Here is a 20,915-nt window from a genome sequence, read left to right as displayed (position 1 = left end):
GTCAAAGAGGCGAAAGCGCTTAGAACAGTGCCGAGGCCATGCGGGTGCGCCCCGCGATAACCTCGGGGTCTGCCGGGTCGAATAGGCTGAACAGCTCAAGCAGGCGAGTCTTCGCCTGCTTTTTGTTTTCCTCGCTTCCCTCGGCAGAAGGTCGCAACTGTTCAATCAGCAAATCGAAAGCCTGAGGTTTATCGCCGGCCAGCAATAGGCGGTCGGATTCCGCAAACTCGTCTCCCCCGTCGGCAAGGCGCTGCATAAGCAGCGCATTCGCGCGTGCCGCCCGAGCTTCTGCCACAGTCTCCTCATCGGCCTGTCCTGGCGCTGCAAGAATCGCGTCATACTCCGCCACAGCACCCGCGTAGTCTTCCTGTTCCAGCTTCTCGGCGGCAGCCTGAAGTCGCGGGTCGCCGGCGTTGGGATCGGTGTCTCCTGCGCCGCCAACACCATCTGCGCCCTCTGCACCGGCAGCGCCATGAGCTGGATCCTCCTCCGCGGCCAGCCCGCGGAGCTTGCCGTCCACTGCCTGTACAACAGCATCGACCCAGCCCTTGAGCTGAGCTGCCGGCTGACCGCCTTCAAAGTTGGTCAAAGGGCGACCTGCTGCCAAAGCGATCACAGTGGGGATCGCCTGCACGCCAAAGGCCTGCGCGACTTCCGGGGTGGCATCCACATCCACGTAGCGGAAAAGCCACTTCGTTGGTGCCTGCTGGGATTCCACCATCTGGGTGAAATCCTGGCGCATCTGCTCCGAGGCCTCCGAGCGAGCGGAGCCCAGCAGCGCGATCACCGGCACCTGAGTCGAACGCACGACCAGGTCAAGCTCGAAATTTTCTGGAGTGATCGTAGATACGAAGGTGGCAACACCACCGGCTGCAGCTCCCTGGGTGCCCGGTGCTCCCTGCCCAGCCTGAGCGCGCTGAGCCTGTGCCGCTTGGGCTTGCGCGCGTTGCTCCGCCTGCTGCTTCACCGCACCGAGATCCACCGCACCCGCAACGAACCGAGACGGAGGAGTATTGGAAGGATTCGTCACCTTAGAAAGATCCTTTCTTCTGCTTCTGCTAGCTTCTTAATGTTTTAGAAGAGCCTGAACTCCGAGGAATCGGTTCCTCGCATTGCTTCGTAGTCCAGCGTAACGCACCGGAATCCCCGATCCTCTGCCAGAGTGCGCGCCTGTGGTTTGATCTCCTGCGCTGCTAACACGCCTGACACCGGTGCCAGCAGCTCATCGCGGTTCAGTAGCTCCACATAGCGCGTCAGCTGCTCCACGCCGTCGATGCCGCCGCGGCGTTTAATCTCCACCGCGACTGTCGCCCCGGTGGAGTCCTTGGACAAAATGTCTACCGGGCCGATGGCAGTTGGATATTCGCGGCGCACTAGTGTGTACCCCTCCCCCAGAATCTCGATCTGCTCGGCCAACAATTCCTGCAGGTGGGCTTCCACACCGTCCTTTACCAGGCCAGGATCCTCCCCCAGATCATGCTCGGTATCTGAATAGATTTCGAAGATCTGGATTCGCAGCTGCTCTCCCTTTGGATTCGCTACGATCCACAACTGTTCGACCCCCTCATTGTCTAACTCCGAATATTCGGTGGGGGCGTCACCACCCTCGAAAGAAGAAGCATCGACGGCCTCCAAGGTGCAGGGCGGCATCATCCAGTTGAGGGGCTTGTAAGCTCGATCGTCCGCGTGGATGGAAACCGAACCATCGGCTTTGACCAGGATCAAGCGATCAGCGGGTGGCAGATGGGCCTCAAGACGGCCGACATAATCGACACAGCAGCGGGCAATGACTAAGCGCATGGTTGTTCAGCCTACGCTACGGTCGCGCGGGCCAACCAGTAAGGCGCGGAAGTGCTGTACTAATGGCGGGGTATACGGCGCTCCGACGGAGCCGACTCCAGCCATGCTACGAGCGCGGTATCACCCGAACTGTCCAAGGCAATTTCCCAATGCCTGCCCCGGTGAGAGACCTCTACAATGTGAACGTGATCCTCCAGGAAAGCCGACTCGCGCTGCGTTATCTCGCGGCGAGAAACGATATGAGTGCCCAGGCGCGTTAGCACAACATCGGAGGCAGGGCGGAGGCTGCGCAGTTTATAGAATTGGGCGGAAAGGCCAGAATACTTCAAAATCCCGTGGCGCCAGTGCCTGCCATCGGAGTTAGGCAGGCGCCGCAAAACCACGGGATAGCCCTGGGAACGTAAAGCGAAAAATCGCCACACGATAGCAACGATGACGAGCGCCACCAACGCCAGGATTAAGTACCACAACCACGCCATATATTTAACTTACAGCCCTGAAGGAAGTTTCGAAAAGCAAAGCGGGCTCCACCCTAAGAAATAGAGTGGAGCCCGCTTAAAAAGGGACGTATGGGCTAAAACTAGTTAGCGGTCATACGCTTCGCAGCGCGCAGCTCGGACTCGGCAACGGCCTTCTCGTGCTCAGTCTCAGCGGACTGTGCGCGAGCCTCGGCGTCCGCAACGTTGACCTCGTTGGCCCACGTCGCAGAATCCGCCAGAATGGTGATCTTCTCGGAAGATACGGACAGGAAACCGCCCTGCACCGCAGCGACCAGCTTCTCACCGGTGTTAGTCCGAATGGTGACGACGCCGTTCTCGACCAGCTGGCCGAGCAGAGGCTCGTGACCAGGGAGCACGCCGATCTCGCCCTCAGTGGTCTGCGCGGTAACGGACGTTGCGGTACCAACCCACAGCGGACGTTCCACGGAAACCAGTTGTGCGGCAATCTCAGCCATGTGCTTAACCCCTTACTTTTCGGTCATCTTCTTGTAAGCAGCCTCGACATCGTCGAGACCACCCAGACCGTTGAAGGCCTGCTCCGGGTAAGCGTCGAATTCGCCATCGCAGATGCGCTCGAAGGCATCGATCGTGTCCTTCAGTGGCACGTAGGAGCCCGGCAGGCCGGTGAACTTCTCCGCAACGAAGAAGTTCTGACCCAGGAAGCGCTCCAGGCGACGTGCGCGCTGAACGGTGATCTTGTCCTCTTCCGAGAGCTCGTCCATACCCAGGATGGCGATGATGTCCTGCAGTTCCTTGTTCTTCTGCAGGATGTGGATCACGCGCTGAGCAACCTCGTAGTGACGCTCGCCGACGATACCCGGCTCGAGGATACGAGAGGTAGAGGTCAGCGGGTTCACAGCAGGGTAAATACCCTTCGAGGCGATGGAACGATCCAGCTCGGTGGTCGCATCCAGGTGGGCGAAGGTCGTAGCCGGTGCCGGGTCGGTGTAGTCATCGGCCGGCACGTACACGGCCTGCAGGGAGGTAATGGAACGACCCTTGGTCGAGGTAATACGCTCCTGCAGCACACCCATCTCGTCAGCCAGGGTGGGCTGGTAGCCCACGGCGGAAGGCATACGACCCAGCAGGGTCGATACCTCAGAGCCGGCCTGGGTGAAACGGAAGATGTTGTCGATGAACAGCAGCACGTCCTGGTTCTGTACATCGCGGAAGTACTCCGCCATGGTCAGACCGGACAGAGCCACGCGCATACGGACTCCCGGCGGCTCGTCCATCTGGCCGAACACAAGCGCGGTATCCTGCAGCACGCCCATCTCTTCCATTTCCAGGAAGAGGTCGGTGCCCTCACGGGTACGCTCACCAACGCCTGCGAACACGGAGGTACCGGAGAACTCGCGAGCAATACGGGTAATCATCTCCTGGATGAGCACCGTCTTACCCACACCTGCACCACCGAATAGGCCGATCTTGCCGCCCTTGACGTACGGGGTCAGCAGGTCGATGACCTTAATACCGGTCTCCAGGATCTCGGTCTTACCCTCGAGCTGGTCGAATGCCGGCGGCTCGCGGTGGATGCCCCACTGCTCGCCGTCGCGGCCCAGACCTGGCTCGTCCAGGCAGTCGCCCAGCGCGTTGAAGACGTGGCCCTTGACGACGTCACCGACGGGCACGGAAATCGGCTTACCGGTGTCGGTAACCGCGGCGCCACGGATCAGACCGTCGGTCGGGGCCATGGACACGGCGCGAACGAGGTTGTCCCCGAGGTGCTGTGCGACCTCCAGGGTGATGGTCTTTGCCACTGCCTCGAGGTCAACCTCGACGGTCAGGGCGTTGAACAGTGCTGGCTGCTGGCCACGCGGAAACTCCACGTCGACGACCGGGCCGATAACTCGCACGACGCGGCCCGCAACAGCCGATTCAGCGGGCTGCTGAATCTTGTTTGCTGTAGTCATACTTAATCACTTTCTCCGCTATCGGCGAGCGCGGATGCGCCACCGACGATCTCTGTAATTTCCTGGGTAATCTGGGCCTGACGAGCCTGGTTAGCCACTCGCGAGAGCTGCTTGACCAGGTCGGTCGCGTTGTCGGTTGCGGCGCTCATCGCGGTACGACGCGCTGCGGATTCCGACGCCGCAGACTCCAGCATTGCTGCGAAGATGCCTCGGGAGACATACTGCGGCAGCAAAGCCTTCAACAGGGTGTCTGGGTCGGGTTCAAAGTCGTAGTCGGCAGCGACATGGTCGGCCTTGTCGGAGACCAAGTCCTCGCCGAGTTCCAGCTTTTCTTCCTCAACCACAGTCTCGATCGGCAACAGTCGGTGTGCCTCTGGGGTCTGGCTCAGCATGGAAACGAAACGGGTGTACACAATGTGCACCTCGTCGAATCCCTGAATGCCCTGTCCTTCTTCCACATTGAGGCCCTCACGCCACTTAGCGGTTCCCTCGGAACCGGCGACGAAGCCGTCAATCAGGTGGCGACGAACATCGTGGGTGGCTGCGTAGTCGGGATCCTGGGAGTAGCCCGACCAGGCGCCTGCGATGTCCTCACCGCGGAAGTTGTAGTAGGAGATGCCCTTGTTACCAGAGACGTACAGAACAACGTCCTTGCCTTCGTTCTCCAGACGCTTGCGCAGCTCTGCAGTCTTCTTGAAGACGTTGTTGTTGTAGCCACCGCACATGCCACGGTCACTTGAAACCACGAGGATCGCGGCACGGGAAGCCCCGACAGGCTCCTGCAGGATCTTGTGATCCAGGGAGCTTGCGGATGCCAGACGCTGAACGACGCGGGTGATTTCCTCCGCGTAAGGCTCTGCCTCTTCAACGCGCGCCTGAGCCTTGGTGATCCTCGAGGTGGCGATGAGCTCCTGGGCCTTCGTGATCTTCTTCGTTGAGTTCACGGACTTGATGCGTGTCCTCAGCTCGCGAAGACTAGCCATAACTATCGCCTCCCTTCTGTTTCATTAATGTTCTTGGTGGTCACTGTGCTCACTTACCTTCCGCGGTTACTTTGCTTTGCGGGAGACAGTGATCTGAGACTTCGAGACCTCATCGTCGCCGAGCGGGCGAGCCTCAGGCTCGTTGATGACGGGGGTGCCGTCGGTGGTCTGGAAGCCCTGCTTGAAGTCGCGGACGGCACCGGCCAGTTCGGCCTTCGACTCGTCGTTGAACGGGGTGCCACCCTTGATCTGCTCGAACACGCCACCGTGGGAAGCGTGCAGGTTCTCCAGCAGCTCGGACTCGAAACGACGGACGTCCTCAACCGGAACGTCGTCGAACTCGCCCTCGCCAGCCAGGTAGATGGAAACCATCTGATCCTCGACGGACTGCGGCTGAGTCTCCTTCTGCTTCAGCAGCTCAACCAGGCGCTTACCGCGCTCCAGCTGTGCCTTGGAAGCAGGGTCCAGGTCGGATGCGAAGGCCGCGAAGGCCTCCAGGTCGCGGTAAGCGGCCAGATCCAGACGCAGGGAACCGGACACCTTCTTCATGCCCTTGGTTTGTGCGGCACCACCCACACGGGAGACGGACACACCAACGTTAATAGCCGGTCGGACCCCCTGGTTGAACAGATCGGACTCCAGGAAGACCTGACCGTCGGTAATGGAAATGACGTTGGTCGGAATGAAGGCAGATACGTCGTTTGCCTTCGTCTCAATGATCGGCAGTGCCGTCAGCGAACCGCCGCCCAGCTCGTCGTTGAGCTTCGCTGCACGCTCCAGCAGACGAGAGTGCAGGTAGAAAACGTCACCGGGGTATGCCTCGCGGCCCGGCGGGCGACGCAGTAGCAGGGAGATCGCACGGTAGGCCTCAGCCTGCTTGGTCAGATCATCGTAGATAACCAGGACGTGCTTGCCCTGGTACATCCAGTGCTGGCCCAGAGCTGCACCGGTGAACGGTGCCAGCCACTTAAAGCCGGCGGAGTCGGATGCCGGTGCTGCCACGATGGTGGTGTACTCCAGCGCGCCGTGGTCTTCCAGGGTCTTACGGATCGAAGCGATCGTAGAGCCCTTCTGACCGATGGCAACGTAGATGCAGCGAACCTGCTTCTTCGGGTCGCCGGATGCCCAGTTGTCGCGCTGGTTCAGGATGGTATCGATGCAGACCGAGGTCTTACCGGTCTTGCGGTCACCAATGATCAGCTGGCGCTGACCACGGCCAATCGGGGTCATTGCGTCGATAGCCTTGATGCCGGTCTGCATCGGCTCCTCGACGGGCTGACGCATCAGAACGGAGGGCGCCTGGAGTTCGAGGGCGCGTTCTTCCTCGGACTCAATGTCGCCCAGGCCGTCGATGGCCTGACCCAGTGGGTTGATAACGCGGCCGAGGAACTTCTCCCCGACCGGGATGGACAGGACCTCGCCGGTCCTCTTGACCTCGTCGCCCTCCTTGAGGGACTCGAAGTTACCCAGGATTACGACGCCGACGGTGTCGGTGTCGAGGTTCTGTGCAACGCCAATAACGCCGCCTGGGAACTCGAGTAGCTCGTTAGCCATCACAGAAGGCATGCCGCTTACCTGGGCAATACCGTCTGCAGCCGCCGTGACCACGCCGACCTCCTCACGGGAGGCCTCCGGGGAGTAGCTCGAGGTGTAGTTCGCAATCGCGCTACGGATCTCATCGGAGGAGATCGTCAGCTCCGCCATGTTCTTCCTGCTCTCGGTTTCGTCTTCCAGCATTAATTCTCTTGCTTGGGTCGGTGTCGGTTACTTCTAAGGAGCGCTTCTTTATGACGCCCTTAAGCAATCGACTGGCGCAGGCGCCGCAGCTGTCCTGCAGTGCTGCCGTCGATAACTTCGTGACCGACGCGGATTACGGCACCGCCGAGGAGGCTGGTATCAACCTCGGAGTGGACCGCAATCTTGCGACCGTAAATCTTTTCCAGCTTGTCCGACAGAGTCGACTTCTGCTGTTCACCCAGGGCAGCTGCAGAGCGGACACGCGCAACGGTGCGTCCTTCCAAAGCAGCTACCTCCTCAGTCAACGAGTCAAGCTCCTCGACTGGACGCTGGCGGAGGCGACCGATCGCCTGCAGTGCCAGAGCCTCCGTCGTGGAGGTGACCTTTCCGTACAGGACCTTAGCCAGCAGATCCCGGCGTGCATCCGAAGATGCAGCACGGTCGGCCAGCTTCAGCTCTAGCTCCGGCTCACGCTCGATGATTCGAGCCAGCTGGAACAGTTCGTCTTCAACGCGATCCTGTTGTCCCTGGGCGTCGGCGGCGCGCAGCAGGGCCAGGCGGCCCAGCTTCACAAGTCCGTCGCGCAGGTCACGGGTGTTGGACCACGACTGGGATACAGCAGCAGACACGATTTCTTCCGTCGAGGCGGATACCTTTCCACCGAGCAGGCGCTTGGCCAGCTCGACGCGGGTGTTGGCATCCCTCGCCGGGTCGATCAGCGCGACACGCAGGCCGCGGTCACTGTCGAGCAGTTCAACAACATCGAACAGCTCGGTGCCGGTGGTTACACCGGTGCCCACTTTGTCGGAGGTCTCGTTCAGACCCTGATCCAGGGTCTTCTCGAGGCGCTCAATTGCCTCTCGGCTCGCTGCGTGCATACCGATCACTTCCCGGATGCGCCGACGTTGTCCAGTCCGGCGAGGAAGTTATCGATGGTGCCCGAGCGCTTTACGTCGTCCGACAGCTGCTCGCCCAGCAGGCGCTCAGCCAAGTTGATGGAGTTCTCACCCATCTCCTTGCGCAGGTCGGTAACAACGGCGGAACGCTGTGCTTCGAGCTGCTTGTGGCCCGACTCGACGATACGGTTGGACTCTTCGGTTGCCTGAGCCTTCATGTCCGCGATGATCTTCTGGCCCTGAGAACGGGCGTCATCACGAATCTGTGCAGCCTCAGTGCGTGCCTCAGCGAGCTGAGCGTTGTACTTCTCCAAGGCAGCCTTAGCTTCTGCCTGAGCGGACTCGGCACGCCGAATGCCGCCCTCGATCTGATCCTCGCGCTGATTCAGCACTTCCTGGAACTTCGGAAGAACGAACTTCCAGAAGACAAACAGGATGACTGCAAAAGGAATGATGGACCAGACGATGTCGTACAGCGGAGGAATGAGCGGGTTAACCGACTCCTCCATTGGCAGCTTCTCAGCTGCTAACAAAAAGGTGTTCGTCATAGTCTCCAGCTTTCGATTCTGGTGCGGTGGTTAGAAAGTGCTCTTAACGAGCGGCCAATCGCACTGAAATTAGAACAGGAAGCCGGCGACGAAGCCGATCAGAGCCAGTGCCTCGGCGAAAGCGATACCCAGGAACATGGTGGTGCGCAGCTGGCCGGCCATCTCAGGCTGGCGAGCCATAGCCTCTGCGGTCTTACCTGCAACGTTGCCCACACCGATAGCGGAGCCGATAGCAGCCAGGCCGTAGCCGATGGTGCCGAAGCCCTGGAACTTGGTGGTGGTGTCCTGCGCGATGAGGAAGATGTCGTTCATTTGGTTTCCATTACCTTTCTGAGAACCGGCCGGTTGCAGCTTTTCTGTTTTTGTTGTCCGGCCTGGTCATTTTAGTACTTAAAAAGGGGCGAATTAGTGCTCGTCCGCATGGAGGGACAGCTCGATATACACGGCGGTCAGCAGGGCAAAGATGTATGCCTGCAGGAAGATCACCATGAGCTCGAACAGGGTGAAGGCGATCGCGAAGAGGATCGTGCCGCCAGCAACCAAGCTCCAGCCGCTCATCTGCCAGAAGAAGAAGTTCGTAGCAGTGAACAGCATGACGAGGATGATGTGTCCAGCCAGCATATTCGCCATAAGACGAATGGTCAGCGTTACCGGACGGAGGACGAATGTGGAGAATGCCTCAATCGGCGCCACGATGAAGTGGAGCCATGTCGGCAAACCAGGAATGATCAGCGAGGACTTGACGTACTTGCCGAAGCCGTAGCGCTTCACACCCGCGTAGATGAAGGCAATGTATGCGACAACAGCCAGCACCAGGGGTAGACCCACGCGAGCGCTGGCTGAAACATTCATGAACGGGATGATCGTCGACATGTTGACGGCAAGAACGGTGAAGAAGATAGAGGCGATGATCGGCAGGAACCGGCGCCCTTCCTTCTTGCCCAAGATATCCTCCGCGATGTGAATTCGAACGAAGTCCAAGAAGAGCTCAGCAACGTTCTGAACGCCACTCGGAATCAGCTTCGGCTTCCGCATTGCAAAGAAGAAGAATGCAGAAACCAGCAGAATCATCACAATACGGATGACCATGAGGCGGTCGAGCGCGAACGCTCCACCGGCAAACTCACTGAACCACAGGTGGTTGCTATCCACTTGCCCCGGGAAGAATTCGTGCTCCAATGAAGGCGGGTGGAATTCGCCCTTCATGGCCAAGGTTGTTACGCTCAGCGTTCTCTCCCGTGATTGGGCCGCAAGATTGCATGGAATCACTGCGGTGCGATGGAGGTCTCTTTTCGAAGAGTTAGGCCGATAATTAAGGGACTCCGTCGCACGTCCCTACAGAATCAGCCGGTGCCGTATCTACTGTTCACACATACGTGTGCCAATAAAAGGCCCGCTAAGACAATATCAGTATTGCTTCGCGAATCGCTAAGTGAAACGCAGCGCGGGTCCCCCCACTTGGTCGTGCTTTTCAACGTTTTTGGAGCAAGAATCATTTGCGGCCTACTCCACACTCCCCCTCTCCAGCTTTTTAGCTGAAGGGGCGCATTGAGCGCCCTACCCCCTAGCTAATGTACAGCTTTTGAGTGCGGGTGACTGCCAACGTCTCAATGACTAGCACGGCAATCATACTGAGCATAACGGTCACGGCCAGTGCTGGCGTGTCGTAGAAAGTCTTGTCTTTAAGGAAGAACAGGATTCCCAGCAGTGCCGCGGCCTTAACCAACCAGCTTCCCAAGATCAACCCCATCGTGGCAGAGGGCGACGTATTGGAACTCACCAACACAATTACAACGGTCATCAGCATAAACCCGCCGCCGACCAACCAACCGATGCCGGCTCCCCACAAGCCGGCTGTACCGCTAATCAGCCCCCACACCAGGAGGGACACCACACCCAGCGCCAGGAGAACCAGCACTCCAGCACGCATCGCAGCTTTCAGCGGCGCGACGTGGTCTTCCACTTGGGATACATCATTTAGTTCGGGTAGCTCTTTGGCACCATTGTGCCCAGCGTCCCCAGCGTCCCCAGTGTTCCCAGCGTTCCCAGTGTTCTCAGTCGCATCACTCATGGCGATTAGCTTACCTGAGCAGTGTTTGACTTCCGATTTGCTCGCCGCAGTGGAACGACCGTTGCCGAAATGGCGATAATCACCAGCAGGCTAAAAGAAATCGCCATGACAGGCAGAGGTAGAACGGTCAACCCCACGGCACCGAATGCCACTACCCCAACCCAGGTGTACAAAACCAACACCACACGCTTTTGAGTGTGGCCAATACTAAGGAGTCGATGGTGTAGGTGCTTCTTGTCCGGGGAGAAAGGACTCTTGCCCTTCGACACGCGGCGCACCACCGCCATTACCAAGTCCAGCAATGGAATGGATAGTGCTGCCAGCACCACAATCATGGGTGAGAGTAGCGCCATCATATCCGCGGGTCCATAGAGCGCAGCGTTGATCCGCCCAGATGCGGAAGTGCAGGCCGCGGACAGCAACAAACCAATCAACATTGCACCGCTATCTCCCATAAAAATGCGAGCGGGTGAGAAATTGTGTGGCAAAAAGCCCATGCAGATACCGACTAACGCCGCAGAAATAATCGCCGGTGGGTATGCCGCCACTGTGCCACTCTGGTCATGCAGAATGGTCAACGAGTAAATCAGAATAGTTCCCGCTGCAATTGCTCCCAGTCCGGCGGCTAATCCGTCCAGCCCATCGACGAAGTTCATCGCGTTCACAATTGTCACGGTCAACAGTGCCGTCAGAATCGTAGACTGCACTTGATCCAGAATCAGCGTGGTGCCGTCGCCAAAGGGCACGTAGAACAGGTACCAACTGAGCCCCATCAAGCTCATCACCACGGCACCCACGATTTGTCCGCCCAGCTTCAAGACCCAAGAGATGTCATAGAGGTCATCGACCACACCAACCACAACGATCACAAATGCGGCCATCAACACCGCCGTCATATCGGGTGTCACGGGTGGAAATCCGCGCGTCAACGCAGGTAGCTGATTGGCCACAATCACTGCCACAACCAGGCCCGTAAACATCGCCACACCACCTAACCGGGGCATGGGGACTGTGTGCACATCACGCTGGCGCGGGGCGGCCATGCGTCCATATCGCAAGATCAACGACCGCACTGCACCGGTTACTAAGTAAGTAACTGTGCAGGCAACGAGAAGCACCAGCACCAACTCGCGCAGGGGAATTCCTGCGCCGATGGCCGGCTGGGCGAGCAATTGCATTAAATCTCTCCCCGCAGCTCCATACTGCTCATCCCCAGCACCTCTGCTACGCGCTCGGTGGTGGCAGCTCCTTCGCGCAGAATACGCGGTCGGCCAGAGGAAAGATCCACAATAGTAGATGCCACACCGTGGTGCGCTTCCCCACCGTCGATGTAGGTGGTCACGTCCGCACCCAGCTGATCTTCCGCCATCTGCACATTCGTAGCCGGTGGCTGACCCGAAATATTGGCACTGGAGACGGCCATGGGGCCAGTTCGCTCCAATAGTTCAAGCGCGATCGGCTGGTTGGGCATGCGCAACATGACTGTGCCGCGTGTGTCGCCCAGGTTCCACGGCAGGCTCGGAGCCTGGTGCACAACCATGGATAGCCCGCCCGGCCAGAAGGCCTCCACCAGCTTGCGCATGTTATAGGTGTATTCGCGCACGAGCCCCTCGATGGTGGTCCAGCTGGGCACCAGCACGGGAACTGGCATGTCGGGGCCGCGTCCTTTGGCTCGCAGGAGTGCGGATACAGCCTCGTTGTCGAAAGCGTCGCAGCCAATTCCGTACACAGTGTCGGTCGGCAATACGACCAGCCGCCCACCCTTGACCGCATTCGCCGCGGTTTCGATCGCGGCCTCTCGGTTCTGCGGATCGGTAGCGTCTACGGTTCTCGACATTGCAGCCCTTTCTTGCTTATGAATTACGTGCTCTACCTTAGCCCCATCGTCCGAACTATTGCGGCAGCAGGGCGGTTACGAAGCGTGGCCGACCTGCCAAGTCGCGGTGTTGAGTAACTTCTTGCCACCCACGGCGCTGCATCATCTCTGCTACTTGTTCGCCGTTGGAGTCATCGTGTTCGATGCCGACGCCACCACCTCGCCGTCCCAGCGCCTCAGCCCACAACAGCACCCGGGGCATGAGGTCCAGCCCGTCTGGTCCGGAGAACACGGCTGCGTGCGGATCGGCAGCGACTTCTGGAGTGACGTGTGTAGATTCCGGCACATAGGGCGGATTGCACACCACAACATCGGCAGGTGCGTTGGGACCCCGCCCGAGCTCACAGGCTTTTGCAAACGCCTCGGGATCGTCGGCCGCCAGATCTGCTTTAACGAAAGTAGCGTTTACCTGCGGGATCAACCGTGCATTCTTTTCAGCCAAGCGCAGAGCGCGATCCGAGATATCTACGCCCAAAAGGGAGATAGGGGCGTCATAAAGAAAAGAAGCCCCAAGCCCCAGTGTGCCAGGCCCGCAGCAAAGATCAACCACGCGCGGCGCGGGGTGGTTCGCAAGGGAGTGCGCGGCCCATTCGGCTAGCAGCTCGGTTTCGGGGCGGGGGATAAAGCAGCCCGGCTCGGCAAAAAGATCCACCCCGCAAAAGGGAGCGGAGCCGACGATGTGTTGCAAGGGCTCGCGGGAGGCGCGACGAGCAACCCAGCCCGCATAGGCGGCGGGTGCTGGTTCATCGGAGCGGAGGAAGAGGGCACCCGGATCCACTGCGGCGCGGGGGCTATTGTCCGTAGCGGGCTCGGCCAGCAGATAGCGCATCAACAGGCGCGCGTCGACCACGGCAGAATCGATCCCCGCGGCGTGGAGCTGCGCGGTGGCCTCGCGGATTGCCTCGTTGATATTCACAAGGTTGATATTCACAAGCTACCTGTGTTGAGGACGGAAGCTAGTCTTCCGCCTCGAGGCGGCGTGCGCGGTCGGCTTCCTTCAAAGCCGCAAACAGTGCTTCCAGGTCTCCGCCCAAAACGGCGTCCAGGTTGTTGGCTTTGTAGCCAATCCGGTGATCGGACACGCGCGACTCTGGGAAGTTGTAGGTGCGGATGCGCTCGGAACGATCCATAGTGCGGATCTGTGCAGCGCGACCCTCAGCTGCCTCTGCCTCAGCTTCTTCTTCCCTCATCTGCTGCAGACGCGCAGCAAGCACCTGCATCGCACGAGCGCGGTTCTGGATCTGAGAGCGTTCCTTCTGACAGGTCACCACAATATTGGTCGGCAAGTGGGTGATACGCACGGCGGAGTCCGTGGTGTTCACACCCTGGCCGCCCTTACCGGAGGAGCGGTAGACGTCTACGCGGATGTCCTTCTCGTCGATCTCCACGTCCTCGACCTCGTCGGGCTCCGGGTATACCAACACGCCCGCAGCGGAGGTCTGAATGCGACCCTGCGATTCTGTGACGGGGATACGCTGCACGCGGTGCACGCCGCCTTCGAACTTGAACTCGGACCAGGCACCGTCGCGGGACGGCTGCTTGGAGCGGATCGACAAGGTCATATCCTTCACACCGCCCAGGTCGGTCTCATTGAGTCCAAGAATCTCGGTGCTAAAGCCATGGCGCTCTGCGTAGCGCTGGTACATACGCGCAAGCTCACCGGCGAAGAGTGCGGCCTCTTCGCCGCCGGCACCGGACTTGATTTCCATGACGATGTCGTCGCCATCGTGTGGGTCACGCGGCGCCAGCAGGTCGGTCAGCTGTTCCTCCAGCTGTCCGATTTCCTGTTCCAGGCGCTTAGCTTCCTCCGCGAACTCCTTATCCTCGGAGGCCATCTCGGAGGCTGCTTCGTGATCTTCTCGTGCCTGTTCGAGCTTTTGGTGCGTCTGGATGATCGGCTGCAGCTCGGAGAAACGCTTGCCCACCTTGCGCGCTGCCGCCGGATCGTTGTGCAGCTCGGGGTCGCCCAGCTGCATCTCTAGCCCCTGGTACTCAGCCAGGATGTCATCGATGACTGATGGTGATTGGCTCATGGTTTAATCCTCCTCGTCCTCGCCCGCCAGAGGCGCGGAGCTAGCAACCTGCAGCATGAACTCCCGGTTGGTCTTGTTCTTACGCAGCTGCTTGATCAGCAGGTCGATGGCTGCCTGCGGATCCAGCGCCGAAAGAATGCGGCGCAGCTTGTGCATAATGCGCGCCTCCTCCGGGCTGAGCAGCAACTGGTCCTTGCGGGTACCCGACGGGTTGACATCCACAGCCGGGAAAACTCGACGCTCGGCGATCTTGCGGTCCAGCTTTAGCTCGGCATTGCCGGTGCCCTTGAATTCCTCGAAGATCACCGTGTCGCCAGCAGAGCCGGTCTCCACCATTGCCGTGGCAATGATGGTCAGGGAACCGCCGTTTTCGATGTTTCGAGCCGCTCCCAGGAAGCGCTTCGGTGGGTACAGTGCATTGGAATCCACACCACCGGACAGGATGCGTCCGGAAGCTGGCGAGGAGTTATTGTACGCACGACCCAAACGGGTGATGGAATCCAGCAAAAGAACAACGTCCTTGCCCTGCTCGACGAGACGCTTTGCGCGCTCAACAGCTAGCTCCGCAACGTTGGTGTGCTCTCCCGGCGGGCGGTCGAACGTCGAGGCGATGACCTCGCCCTTGACCGATCGCTGCATGTCCGTGACTTCCTCGGGACGCTCATCGACCAGCACAACCATCAGGTAGCACTCAGGGTTGTTTGTAGAGATCGCGTTCGCGATGTCCTGCAGGATCGTCGTCTTACCAGCCTTCGGCGGGGACACGATCAATGCACGCTGGCCCTTACCGATCGGCATGATCAGGTCAATCACGCGAGTCGTCAGGATCTTCGGGTCGGTCTCCAAGCGCAGTCGCTGGTTCGGATACAGCGGGGTGAGCTTCGCGAAGTGCGGGCGTGCCGCCGCCTGCTCCGGGGTGAGTCCGTTAACGGTCTCAACCTGGTAGATCGGCGTGTACTTCTGACGGTTTCGACCGCGGCCGCCACCGTTATTGTTGTTGTTCTTCGGACGAATAGTGCCGGTAATCGCATCACCGTGGCGCATTCCGTACTTACGCACCGTGTTAATCGGCACGTACACGTCGGTCGAGCCTGCGTGGTAGCCGGTGGTGCGGATAAAGGCGGTATTAGCATCAACGAAATCGAGGATGCCGGCGACCGGCGTCAGCTCTTCCGGCTTCTGCTCACGGTTGTTGCCGCCGTTCCCATTGTTATTGCCGTTACCGTCGCCACCGTTATCACGGTTATCACGGTTATCACGGTTATCCCGGTTATCTCGGTTATCACCGTTGCGGTTGTTATCCCGCCCACGGTTGCGGCGATTACGGCGATTACGGCGATTACGGCGATTTCCGCGATTGTCCTCACGGCCTCCGTCGCGCCCACCGACACGGCTGCCGTCGCGCCCACCGTCACGGTCGCGGGAACGAGCTTCGCGCTGCTCCGAACCCTGCTGATCACTTTGCTGATCGTTCTGCTTAGTTTTCTCTTCGGCGTTCTCGTTGGCCTGGTTGTCTTCTTTGTGACGCCCCTCCGACGCCTCCACAACCGGCTCTTCCTTGGGCTCGCGCACCTTCGTCGGTCGAGATGCTGACGCAGCTCCCCCACCGCTGCCAGCGGATTCAATAGCGGCAATGAGATCGCCCTTGCGGAGACCAGAGGTACCCTTCAGCCCCTGTGCCGCCGCGACCTGGCGCAGCTCCGGCAACTTCAACGAGGCGAGGCCATTGGCTTGGCCACGAGCCAAAATATCGGACAGGCTCACAAAAGTCCTTTCACGTCTGGTGCCTTCCATAACCCTTCAAAAGCCTGCGAAGCCCCAGGATCGGCCAGACATGCGTGTTCGACAACAGTTTTAAATTTAACCCAAAGATTGCGGGAATCTTCTAGAAAGATTGCCACCTCAAAGTCCCAAGATGTGACTGGCGGCGGGTGTAGCGCGGGGTGGCGTCGTAAAGAAAGAAAGTGGAGAAAACGAGCCTCGCATCCGGCTTCCGTTGCTTACAATAGCACCTCCCCCACGCCCTGCACCTAACGGCTAGGCTGAAACGCATGAAGTCGACAATGCAGGAGATCCCGCTTTCCGTAGCCAGGATTCTGGAGTACGGCGCCAGCGTTCACCGAAATACGACTGTGACCACGTATTTTGATGAAACTGCGGAACAAACCAGCTTCCTGCATATCGGCATCCGCGCCGCTGCCATGGCCAACATGTTCCGTGACGAATTTGGCATCCAGCAAGGCGAACGTGTGGGAACCGTCCTGCCCAATTGCACCGAACATCTTGAGATCATGCTGTCGGTCGCGTCTATGGGAGCGGTTTTTAGCCCCATTAACCGGCATCTTATGGGCAGCCAGATCACCAGCATCATCAATAAATCCGCTCCACGCGTCCTGGTGATCGACGTCACTTGCAGCGAACAGATCGTGCCCCTCCTCGCAGACTGCCCTTGTGTGGAAGCTGTACTTGTCATCGGCGCCAACCAAGCCCCAACCACTACAGTGCAGCAACTCGTGGAGGAACTGGGGCTGAGCAACGAACGCTATCTGCGCGTCCTCAATCTGGAAGCCACCTTGGACGGACGCAGCGCCGACTTCGACTGGCCAGCTATCGAAGAGACCGACCCCGCAGCGATCTGCTTCTCCACCGGCACTGAAGGTCCGCCGAAAGGTGTGGTGTACTCCCACCGAGCACTGTGGCTGCATTCGATGCAACTTCGCGCCGCCGATAGCTTCAGTATCCGCAACGGCACCAGCTTCCTGTGCGGCGTACCGATCTACCATGTGCTCAGCTGGGGTGTGCCGCTGGCTGCGTTTATGGCAGGCGCCCCCATTGTGTTTACCGGCCATCGTGCCGACCCGGAGCACATCGCGCACGTTGTTGAAGACGCGATGCCACGCCAGGCACACGGTTCCCCCGCCGTTTGGACTGGCCTGCTGGTGCACTACACCAAACACCAGCCGAAGAAGATGAGTCTGCAGGAGATCTACGTCGGTGGGTCGCAGGTTCCCCCGGCTCTCATCGACGCATGGGAGGAACGCTTCGGTGTGGACATCGTCCACGCCTGGGGCATGACCGAAACAGGCCCTGTGGGCACGGTCGCCCACCCTCCGGCAGGCGTAGCCGGCGCCGCACGTGCCAAATATCGCGAAAGCCAGGGTCGCTTCCATGCAGGTATGCGCTATCGCATCGTCGACGATGACGGCAACGAGCTCGAAGCCCATGACCGTAACTCCGGCGAGCTACAGGTGCGTGGCAACACCGTGACGGGATCCTACTATGAGGACGATAGCCCGCGTTTCACTCCCGATGGCTGGCTCCGCACCGGAGACATCGCCACGGTAAACAAGGATGGTTACCTGACGATCCACGACCGCAAAACCGACATCATCCGTTCCGGCGGTGAGTGGATCTACTCTGCGGCACTCGAAACCTACCTCATGGAACCGGCCGCTGTAATCGAGGCGGCGATCATTGGCATCCCCTCCGAAAAGTGGGGGCAGCGTCCGCTGGCGGTGGTGGTACTGGCCGACGGCACCCCCTGGAGCGTTGACACTGCTCAAGAGCTAGCCGACGAACTGCGACAACGTGTTCCAGGTTGGATGGTGCCGGAGAACTGGACCTTTGTTGAGCACATCGATAAAACCAGCGTGGATAAGTTCGACAAAAAAGATTTGCGCCGCCACTTCCGCGAAGGGAAGTTCGACGTCATCACGATTTAGGCGGAGCACGAACTTCACAGCTCGCCTTTAACTATTGCAGATAAAAATAGAGTAGCGTCTCTTTGCATGACCGATGTAACTGTGATGGCTCTAGGGCCACAGTGGCTCGACCCGATGCACTTGCTATCGGGTTCTGGCCCCTTCGGCGCGGCAATCCTGCCCGCTATTTTTGTGACTATCTTCATCGAATCCGGCTTGTTTTTCCCATTCCTGCCGGGCGATTCCCTGCTTTTCACCGCTGGGTTGCTGGCCAGCCAGCCCGATGGTTTTGCACCACTTTGGCAGGTGCTGCTTATCACCCCAATTGCAGCCATTTTGGGTGATCAGGTGGGCTATTGGATCGGCCACCGCTTCCACCCTGCACTTCGCAAGCGCAAGGATGGACGCTTCTTTAAGCAGGAGCACCTACACCGCTCCGAGGAATTCTTCGCCAAGTACGGTTCGATCACAATCATCCTGTGCCGCTTTGTCCCCTTTGTGCGAACCTATGCCCCGTTGGTGGCCGGAATGTCGGGCATGCGCTACCGGACGTTCATTGTCTTCAACATCATCGGCGGTGTGCTGTGGGCCAGCGGCATCGTCTACCTGGGATCCCTGCTTGGCGGCGTGGAGTTCGTGCGCAACAACATTGAGGCCATCTTCCTCGGTATCGTTGCGTTCTCCATCGTTCCGGCGCTGTTTGGCGTCGTGCAAAAGAGCCGTAGCGACAAGAAGCAGGCTGCCCTCGCCCCGGCGCCGGCTAATGACTAGCCGGTAACGTCCACCTCAACTGGGCCAGCGACATCTAGCTCTAGAACCTTCATTCCACGCCCCCGGGCTTCCTCCACAAGTGCGTTATCCACCCGCTCGGTACTGAGCACCAGAATCGTCGGGCCTGCACCGGAAAGAAATGCCGGGTACCCCAGGTTTCGCAGGCGGTTCACCCACTCTGCGGTCACTGGTAGCACTTCGGCGCGGTACGTCTGATGCATACGGTCACGGGTGCCCTCCCACAGCAATTCCGGATCGTCGCGCAGCGCGACCGTCATAACTGCAGTGCGAGAAACATTGAAGCGAGCATCCACGTGGCTGATATCGGACGGCAGGACACGACGAATCGCCTCCGTCGACGCATGGAAATCCGGGATGAACGCAGTGGCCTTGATATCCGGGTGTACGTCGATTCGGCGGGCGTGATACTCCGGCGCAGAAACCCCGTCAATGGGAGTATTCGTCCACGAGACGACACCGGCACCCAGCACGGAAGCACCCGCGTTATCGGGGTGCCCTTCAAAAGTCGAAGCGATCTGCACCTGTGCTTTGTCGTCCAGGGTAAAGCCAGCCAAACCGTTGGCTGCGGCCACACCAGCAGTCGCGGCAGCGGCCGAGGAGCCCAAGCCGCGAGACTGTGGGATGGAGTTAGTGCAGCTCACACGTAGCCCCGGAACCGTTACGTCCGCTTCCTTCAAAGCCGCCCTGAGCGCACGAACGACCAGGTGGCGCTCATCTAAAGGCACCTCACCTTCGCCTTCGCCGGTAACCTCAACGACCAGGCCGGACTCAATGACCTCGGCGGTCACATAGTCGTATAGTCCAAGAGCTAAGCCCAGCGTGTCAAAGCCTGGCCCCAGATTCGCGGTTGAGGCGGGAACCTTAACGGTGGCCTTGCGGCCAACTGGGATTTCGACGCCCATTACTTCAGCCCCAGCGCATCTGCAACGGCATGCGGATCTACGTCGGTGACGGTGGGATCCGGCATCTGGGACAGAGCAGTCGTCGGATCCTTCAGGCCATGGCCGGTGACGGTACACACGATGCGCTGGCCAGCAGTCAATTCACCATTGGCATGTGCGTCCAACAGTCCCGCTACGGACGAAGCGGAAGCCGGCTCAACGAAAATGCCCTCACGGCCTGCGATCAGGCGATATGCCTCGAGAATCTGCTCATCGGTCTGAGCGCGGAAATCACCGCCCGATTCTTCCTTGGCTGCCACTGCTTGCTGCCAGGAAGCCGGGTTACCGATGCGGATCGCGGTTGCGATCGTCTCCGGCTCCAGCACTGGCTCGCCCTTCACCAGCGGGGCGGCTCCTGCGGCCTGCACGCCCTTCATCACGGGGCGTTGGGTGGAAACGCCGTCCTCGGCATACTCGGTGTAGCCCTTCCAATATGCGGTGATGTTGCCCGCGTTGCCGACCGGCAGGAAGTGGACATCGGGGGCGTCACCAAGGCAATCGACGATTTCAAACGAGGCGGTCTTCTGTCCCTCGATGCGCATCGGGTTCACAGAGTTGACCAGAGCGATCTCTGGGAACTCGGTGGTCGTCTTGCGAACTAGCTCCAGGCAATCATCGAAGTTGCCGCGGATCTGGATGATCTGCGCGCCGTGCATCACGGCCTGTGCCAGCTTGCCCTGGGCAATCTTGCCCTCGGGGATCAGCACGGCGGACTTGAGGCCAGCGCGGGCAGCGTATGCGGCTGCGGAGGCGGAAGTGTTGCCTGTCGAGGCGCACATCAGGACCTTCTGCCCCTTGTGATAAGCATCGGTCACGGCAACGGTCATGCCACGATCCTTGAAAGAACCCGTTGGGTTGGCACCTTCGATCTTCAGGTACACTTCACAGCCGGTCAGTTCCGACAGGTGGTTCGCCCGCAGTAGCGGGGTGCCGCCTTCGTTGAGGGTCACCGGCTCCCAGTCCTTCGCGAAAGGCATCCGATCGCGATACATGTTGATCAGGCCGGTCCAATGGTTCAGAACCTTGTTAGTCATGAGTTCCCTGTCGTCTCTTCCCAGTTGTTGCTACTTTTAGAAGCTCTACTTTATTGCCACTGTAGTGCCACAAAGGCGTGCGTAAGCACA

General features: G+C 59.5%; 21 protein-coding genes. 2 read left to right on the top strand and 19 right to left on the bottom strand.

Annotated elements, in window-relative coordinates; all coding sequences use genetic code 11:
- Positions 1-19 precede the first annotated feature (19 nt).
- The 17 genes from AC05K6_RS00825 to rho all read right to left on the bottom strand — a co-directional run bounded on the left by AC05K6_RS00825 (position 20) and on the right by rho (position 16,121).
- Positions 20-1,030 (bottom strand): tetratricopeptide repeat protein, encoded by a 1,011-nt coding sequence (locus AC05K6_RS00825; RefSeq protein WP_476727490.1) that lies wholly within the window; start codon positions 1,028-1,030, stop codon positions 20-22.
- Between the two features lie 44 nt (positions 1,031-1,074).
- Complete coding sequence (gene nucS, locus AC05K6_RS00820) at positions 1,075-1,800, bottom strand: endonuclease NucS (protein WP_448307507.1); 726 nt, start codon at positions 1,798-1,800, stop codon at positions 1,075-1,077.
- 59 nt (positions 1,801-1,859) lie between these two features.
- Complete coding sequence (locus tag AC05K6_RS00815) at positions 1,860-2,279, bottom strand: DUF2550 domain-containing protein (protein WP_293789804.1); 420 nt, start codon at positions 2,277-2,279, stop codon at positions 1,860-1,862.
- Between the two features lie 101 nt (positions 2,280-2,380).
- Positions 2,381-2,755, bottom strand: coding sequence for a F0F1 ATP synthase subunit epsilon (locus tag AC05K6_RS00810; RefSeq protein WP_293789802.1), 375 nt, complete (start codon positions 2,753-2,755; stop codon positions 2,381-2,383).
- Positions 2,756-2,767: 12 nt separating this feature from the next.
- Positions 2,768-4,213: a F0F1 ATP synthase subunit beta gene (atpD, locus tag AC05K6_RS00805; RefSeq protein WP_293789799.1), complete on the bottom strand. Its 1,446-nt coding sequence runs from the start codon at positions 4,211-4,213 to the stop codon at positions 2,768-2,770.
- Positions 4,214-4,215: 2 nt separating this feature from the next.
- Complete coding sequence (locus AC05K6_RS00800; protein WP_434819959.1) at positions 4,216-5,196, bottom strand: F0F1 ATP synthase subunit gamma; 981 nt, start codon at positions 5,194-5,196, stop codon at positions 4,216-4,218.
- A gap of 66 nt (positions 5,197-5,262) precedes the next feature.
- Positions 5,263-6,900, bottom strand: coding sequence for a F0F1 ATP synthase subunit alpha (gene atpA / locus AC05K6_RS00795; RefSeq protein ID WP_434819986.1), 1,638 nt, complete (start codon positions 6,898-6,900; stop codon positions 5,263-5,265).
- Between the two features lie 92 nt (positions 6,901-6,992).
- Positions 6,993-7,811, bottom strand: coding sequence for a F0F1 ATP synthase subunit delta (locus AC05K6_RS00790; protein ID WP_293789793.1), 819 nt, complete (start codon positions 7,809-7,811; stop codon positions 6,993-6,995).
- Between the two features lie 5 nt (positions 7,812-7,816).
- Positions 7,817-8,377: a F0F1 ATP synthase subunit B gene (locus AC05K6_RS00785; RefSeq protein WP_005292982.1), complete on the bottom strand. Its 561-nt coding sequence runs from the start codon at positions 8,375-8,377 to the stop codon at positions 7,817-7,819.
- 69 nt (positions 8,378-8,446) lie between these two features.
- Positions 8,447-8,689: an ATP synthase F0 subunit C gene (locus tag AC05K6_RS00780; protein WP_005292984.1), complete on the bottom strand. Its 243-nt coding sequence runs from the start codon at positions 8,687-8,689 to the stop codon at positions 8,447-8,449.
- A gap of 93 nt (positions 8,690-8,782) precedes the next feature.
- A complete protein-coding gene (gene atpB / locus AC05K6_RS00775; protein ID WP_293789779.1) occupies positions 8,783-9,583 on the bottom strand; it encodes a F0F1 ATP synthase subunit A in 801 nt (266 codons plus the stop codon).
- Between the two features lie 358 nt (positions 9,584-9,941).
- Entirely contained in the window at positions 9,942-10,448 is a 507-nt protein-coding gene (locus AC05K6_RS00770) for a hypothetical protein (protein ID WP_476727489.1), read from the bottom strand.
- A gap of 5 nt (positions 10,449-10,453) precedes the next feature.
- Positions 10,454-11,626, bottom strand: coding sequence for an MraY family glycosyltransferase (locus tag AC05K6_RS00765; protein WP_476727488.1), 1,173 nt, complete (start codon positions 11,624-11,626; stop codon positions 10,454-10,456).
- On the bottom strand, positions 11,626-12,285 hold the full coding sequence (locus AC05K6_RS00760) for an L-threonylcarbamoyladenylate synthase (protein WP_293789771.1): 660 nt from the start codon (positions 12,283-12,285) through the stop codon (positions 11,626-11,628). Before AC05K6_RS00760 ends, AC05K6_RS00765 begins: the two co-directional genes overlap by 1 nt.
- A 55-nt stretch (positions 12,286-12,340) precedes the next feature.
- A complete protein-coding gene (locus AC05K6_RS00755; RefSeq protein WP_476727487.1) occupies positions 12,341-13,255 on the bottom strand; it encodes a N5-glutamine methyltransferase family protein in 915 nt (304 codons plus the stop codon).
- Positions 13,256-13,280: 25 nt separating this feature from the next.
- The gene (gene prfA, locus AC05K6_RS00750; RefSeq protein WP_293789765.1) at positions 13,281-14,357 is read right to left on the bottom strand and encodes a peptide chain release factor 1; all 1,077 of its coding nucleotides are present in this window, start codon (positions 14,355-14,357) and stop codon (positions 13,281-13,283) included.
- Positions 14,358-14,360: 3 nt separating this feature from the next.
- Positions 14,361-16,121, bottom strand: a complete 1,761-nt coding sequence (gene rho, locus AC05K6_RS00745) for a transcription termination factor Rho (protein WP_476727486.1) — start codon at positions 16,119-16,121, stop codon at positions 14,361-14,363.
- Between the two features lie 287 nt (positions 16,122-16,408).
- Between rho and AC05K6_RS00740 the strand changes: the two genes are divergently transcribed.
- Together AC05K6_RS00740 and AC05K6_RS00735 are read left to right on the top strand one after the other, a co-directional pair.
- Positions 16,409-18,079 (top strand): long-chain fatty-acid--CoA ligase, encoded by a 1,671-nt coding sequence (locus AC05K6_RS00740; RefSeq protein WP_476727485.1) that lies wholly within the window; start codon positions 16,409-16,411, stop codon positions 18,077-18,079.
- Between the two features lie 66 nt (positions 18,080-18,145).
- Positions 18,146-18,829: a DedA family protein gene (locus AC05K6_RS00735; RefSeq protein ID WP_476727484.1), complete on the top strand. Its 684-nt coding sequence runs from the start codon at positions 18,146-18,148 to the stop codon at positions 18,827-18,829.
- Here AC05K6_RS00735 and thrB read toward each other — a convergent pair.
- Together thrB and thrC are read right to left on the bottom strand one after the other, a co-directional pair.
- Positions 18,826-19,752, bottom strand: coding sequence for a homoserine kinase (thrB, locus tag AC05K6_RS00730; RefSeq protein WP_293789754.1), 927 nt, complete (start codon positions 19,750-19,752; stop codon positions 18,826-18,828). The two genes, AC05K6_RS00735 and thrB, sit on opposite strands and share 4 nt — an antisense overlap.
- Positions 19,752-20,825 carry a threonine synthase gene (gene thrC, locus AC05K6_RS00725; protein ID WP_448307500.1) on the bottom strand — a complete coding sequence of 358 codons (1,074 nt, stop codon included), beginning with the start codon at positions 20,823-20,825 and terminating at the stop codon, positions 19,752-19,754. The genes thrB and thrC overlap by 1 nt, the downstream gene beginning before the upstream one ends.
- Between the last annotated feature and the right edge of the window lie 90 nt (positions 20,826-20,915).

The organism is Corynebacterium sp. TUM25020, from assembly GCF_056388495.1.
Note: the sequence above shows the minus strand (reverse complement) of the source record. Positions and strands in the feature narration are given on the sequence as shown.

Excerpts from the sequence above, each read along its gene's own strand:
- nucS (WP_448307507.1), bottom strand. The coding sequence starts at position 1,800 with ATGCGCTTAGTCATTGCCCGCTGCTGTGTCGATTATGTCGGCCGTCTT.
- AC05K6_RS00815 (WP_293789804.1), bottom strand. The coding sequence starts at position 2,279 with ATGGCGTGGTTGTGGTACTTAATCCTGGCGTTGGTGGCGCTCGTCATC.
- AC05K6_RS00810 (WP_293789802.1), bottom strand. The coding sequence starts at position 2,755 with ATGGCTGAGATTGCCGCACAACTGGTTTCCGTGGAACGTCCGCTGTGG.
- atpD (WP_293789799.1), bottom strand. The coding sequence starts at position 4,213 with ATGACTACAGCAAACAAGATTCAGCAGCCCGCTGAATCGGCTGTTGCG.
- AC05K6_RS00800 (WP_434819959.1), bottom strand. The coding sequence starts at position 5,196 with ATGGCTAGTCTTCGCGAGCTGAGGACACGCATCAAGTCCGTGAACTCA.
- atpA (WP_434819986.1), bottom strand. The coding sequence starts at position 6,900 with ATGGCGGAGCTGACGATCTCCTCCGATGAGATCCGTAGCGCGATTGCG.
- AC05K6_RS00790 (WP_293789793.1), bottom strand. The coding sequence starts at position 7,811 with ATGCACGCAGCGAGCCGAGAGGCAATTGAGCGCCTCGAGAAGACCCTG.
- AC05K6_RS00785 (WP_005292982.1), bottom strand. The coding sequence starts at position 8,377 with ATGACGAACACCTTTTTGTTAGCAGCTGAGAAGCTGCCAATGGAGGAG.
- AC05K6_RS00780 (WP_005292984.1), bottom strand. The coding sequence starts at position 8,689 with ATGAACGACATCTTCCTCATCGCGCAGGACACCACCACCAAGTTCCAG.
- atpB (WP_293789779.1), bottom strand. The coding sequence starts at position 9,583 with ATGAAGGGCGAATTCCACCCGCCTTCATTGGAGCACGAATTCTTCCCG.
- AC05K6_RS00770 (WP_476727489.1), bottom strand. The coding sequence starts at position 10,448 with ATGAGTGATGCGACTGAGAACACTGGGAACGCTGGGAACACTGGGGAC.
- AC05K6_RS00765 (WP_476727488.1), bottom strand. The coding sequence starts at position 11,626 with ATGCAATTGCTCGCCCAGCCGGCCATCGGCGCAGGAATTCCCCTGCGC.
- AC05K6_RS00760 (WP_293789771.1), bottom strand. The coding sequence starts at position 12,285 with ATGTCGAGAACCGTAGACGCTACCGATCCGCAGAACCGAGAGGCCGCG.
- prfA (WP_293789765.1), bottom strand. The coding sequence starts at position 14,357 with ATGAGCCAATCACCATCAGTCATCGATGACATCCTGGCTGAGTACCAG.
- AC05K6_RS00740 (WP_476727485.1), top strand. The coding sequence starts at position 16,409 with ATGAAGTCGACAATGCAGGAGATCCCGCTTTCCGTAGCCAGGATTCTG.
- AC05K6_RS00735 (WP_476727484.1), top strand. The coding sequence starts at position 18,146 with ATGACCGATGTAACTGTGATGGCTCTAGGGCCACAGTGGCTCGACCCG.
- thrB (WP_293789754.1), bottom strand. The coding sequence starts at position 19,752 with ATGGGCGTCGAAATCCCAGTTGGCCGCAAGGCCACCGTTAAGGTTCCC.
- thrC (WP_448307500.1), bottom strand. The coding sequence starts at position 20,825 with ATGACTAACAAGGTTCTGAACCATTGGACCGGCCTGATCAACATGTAT.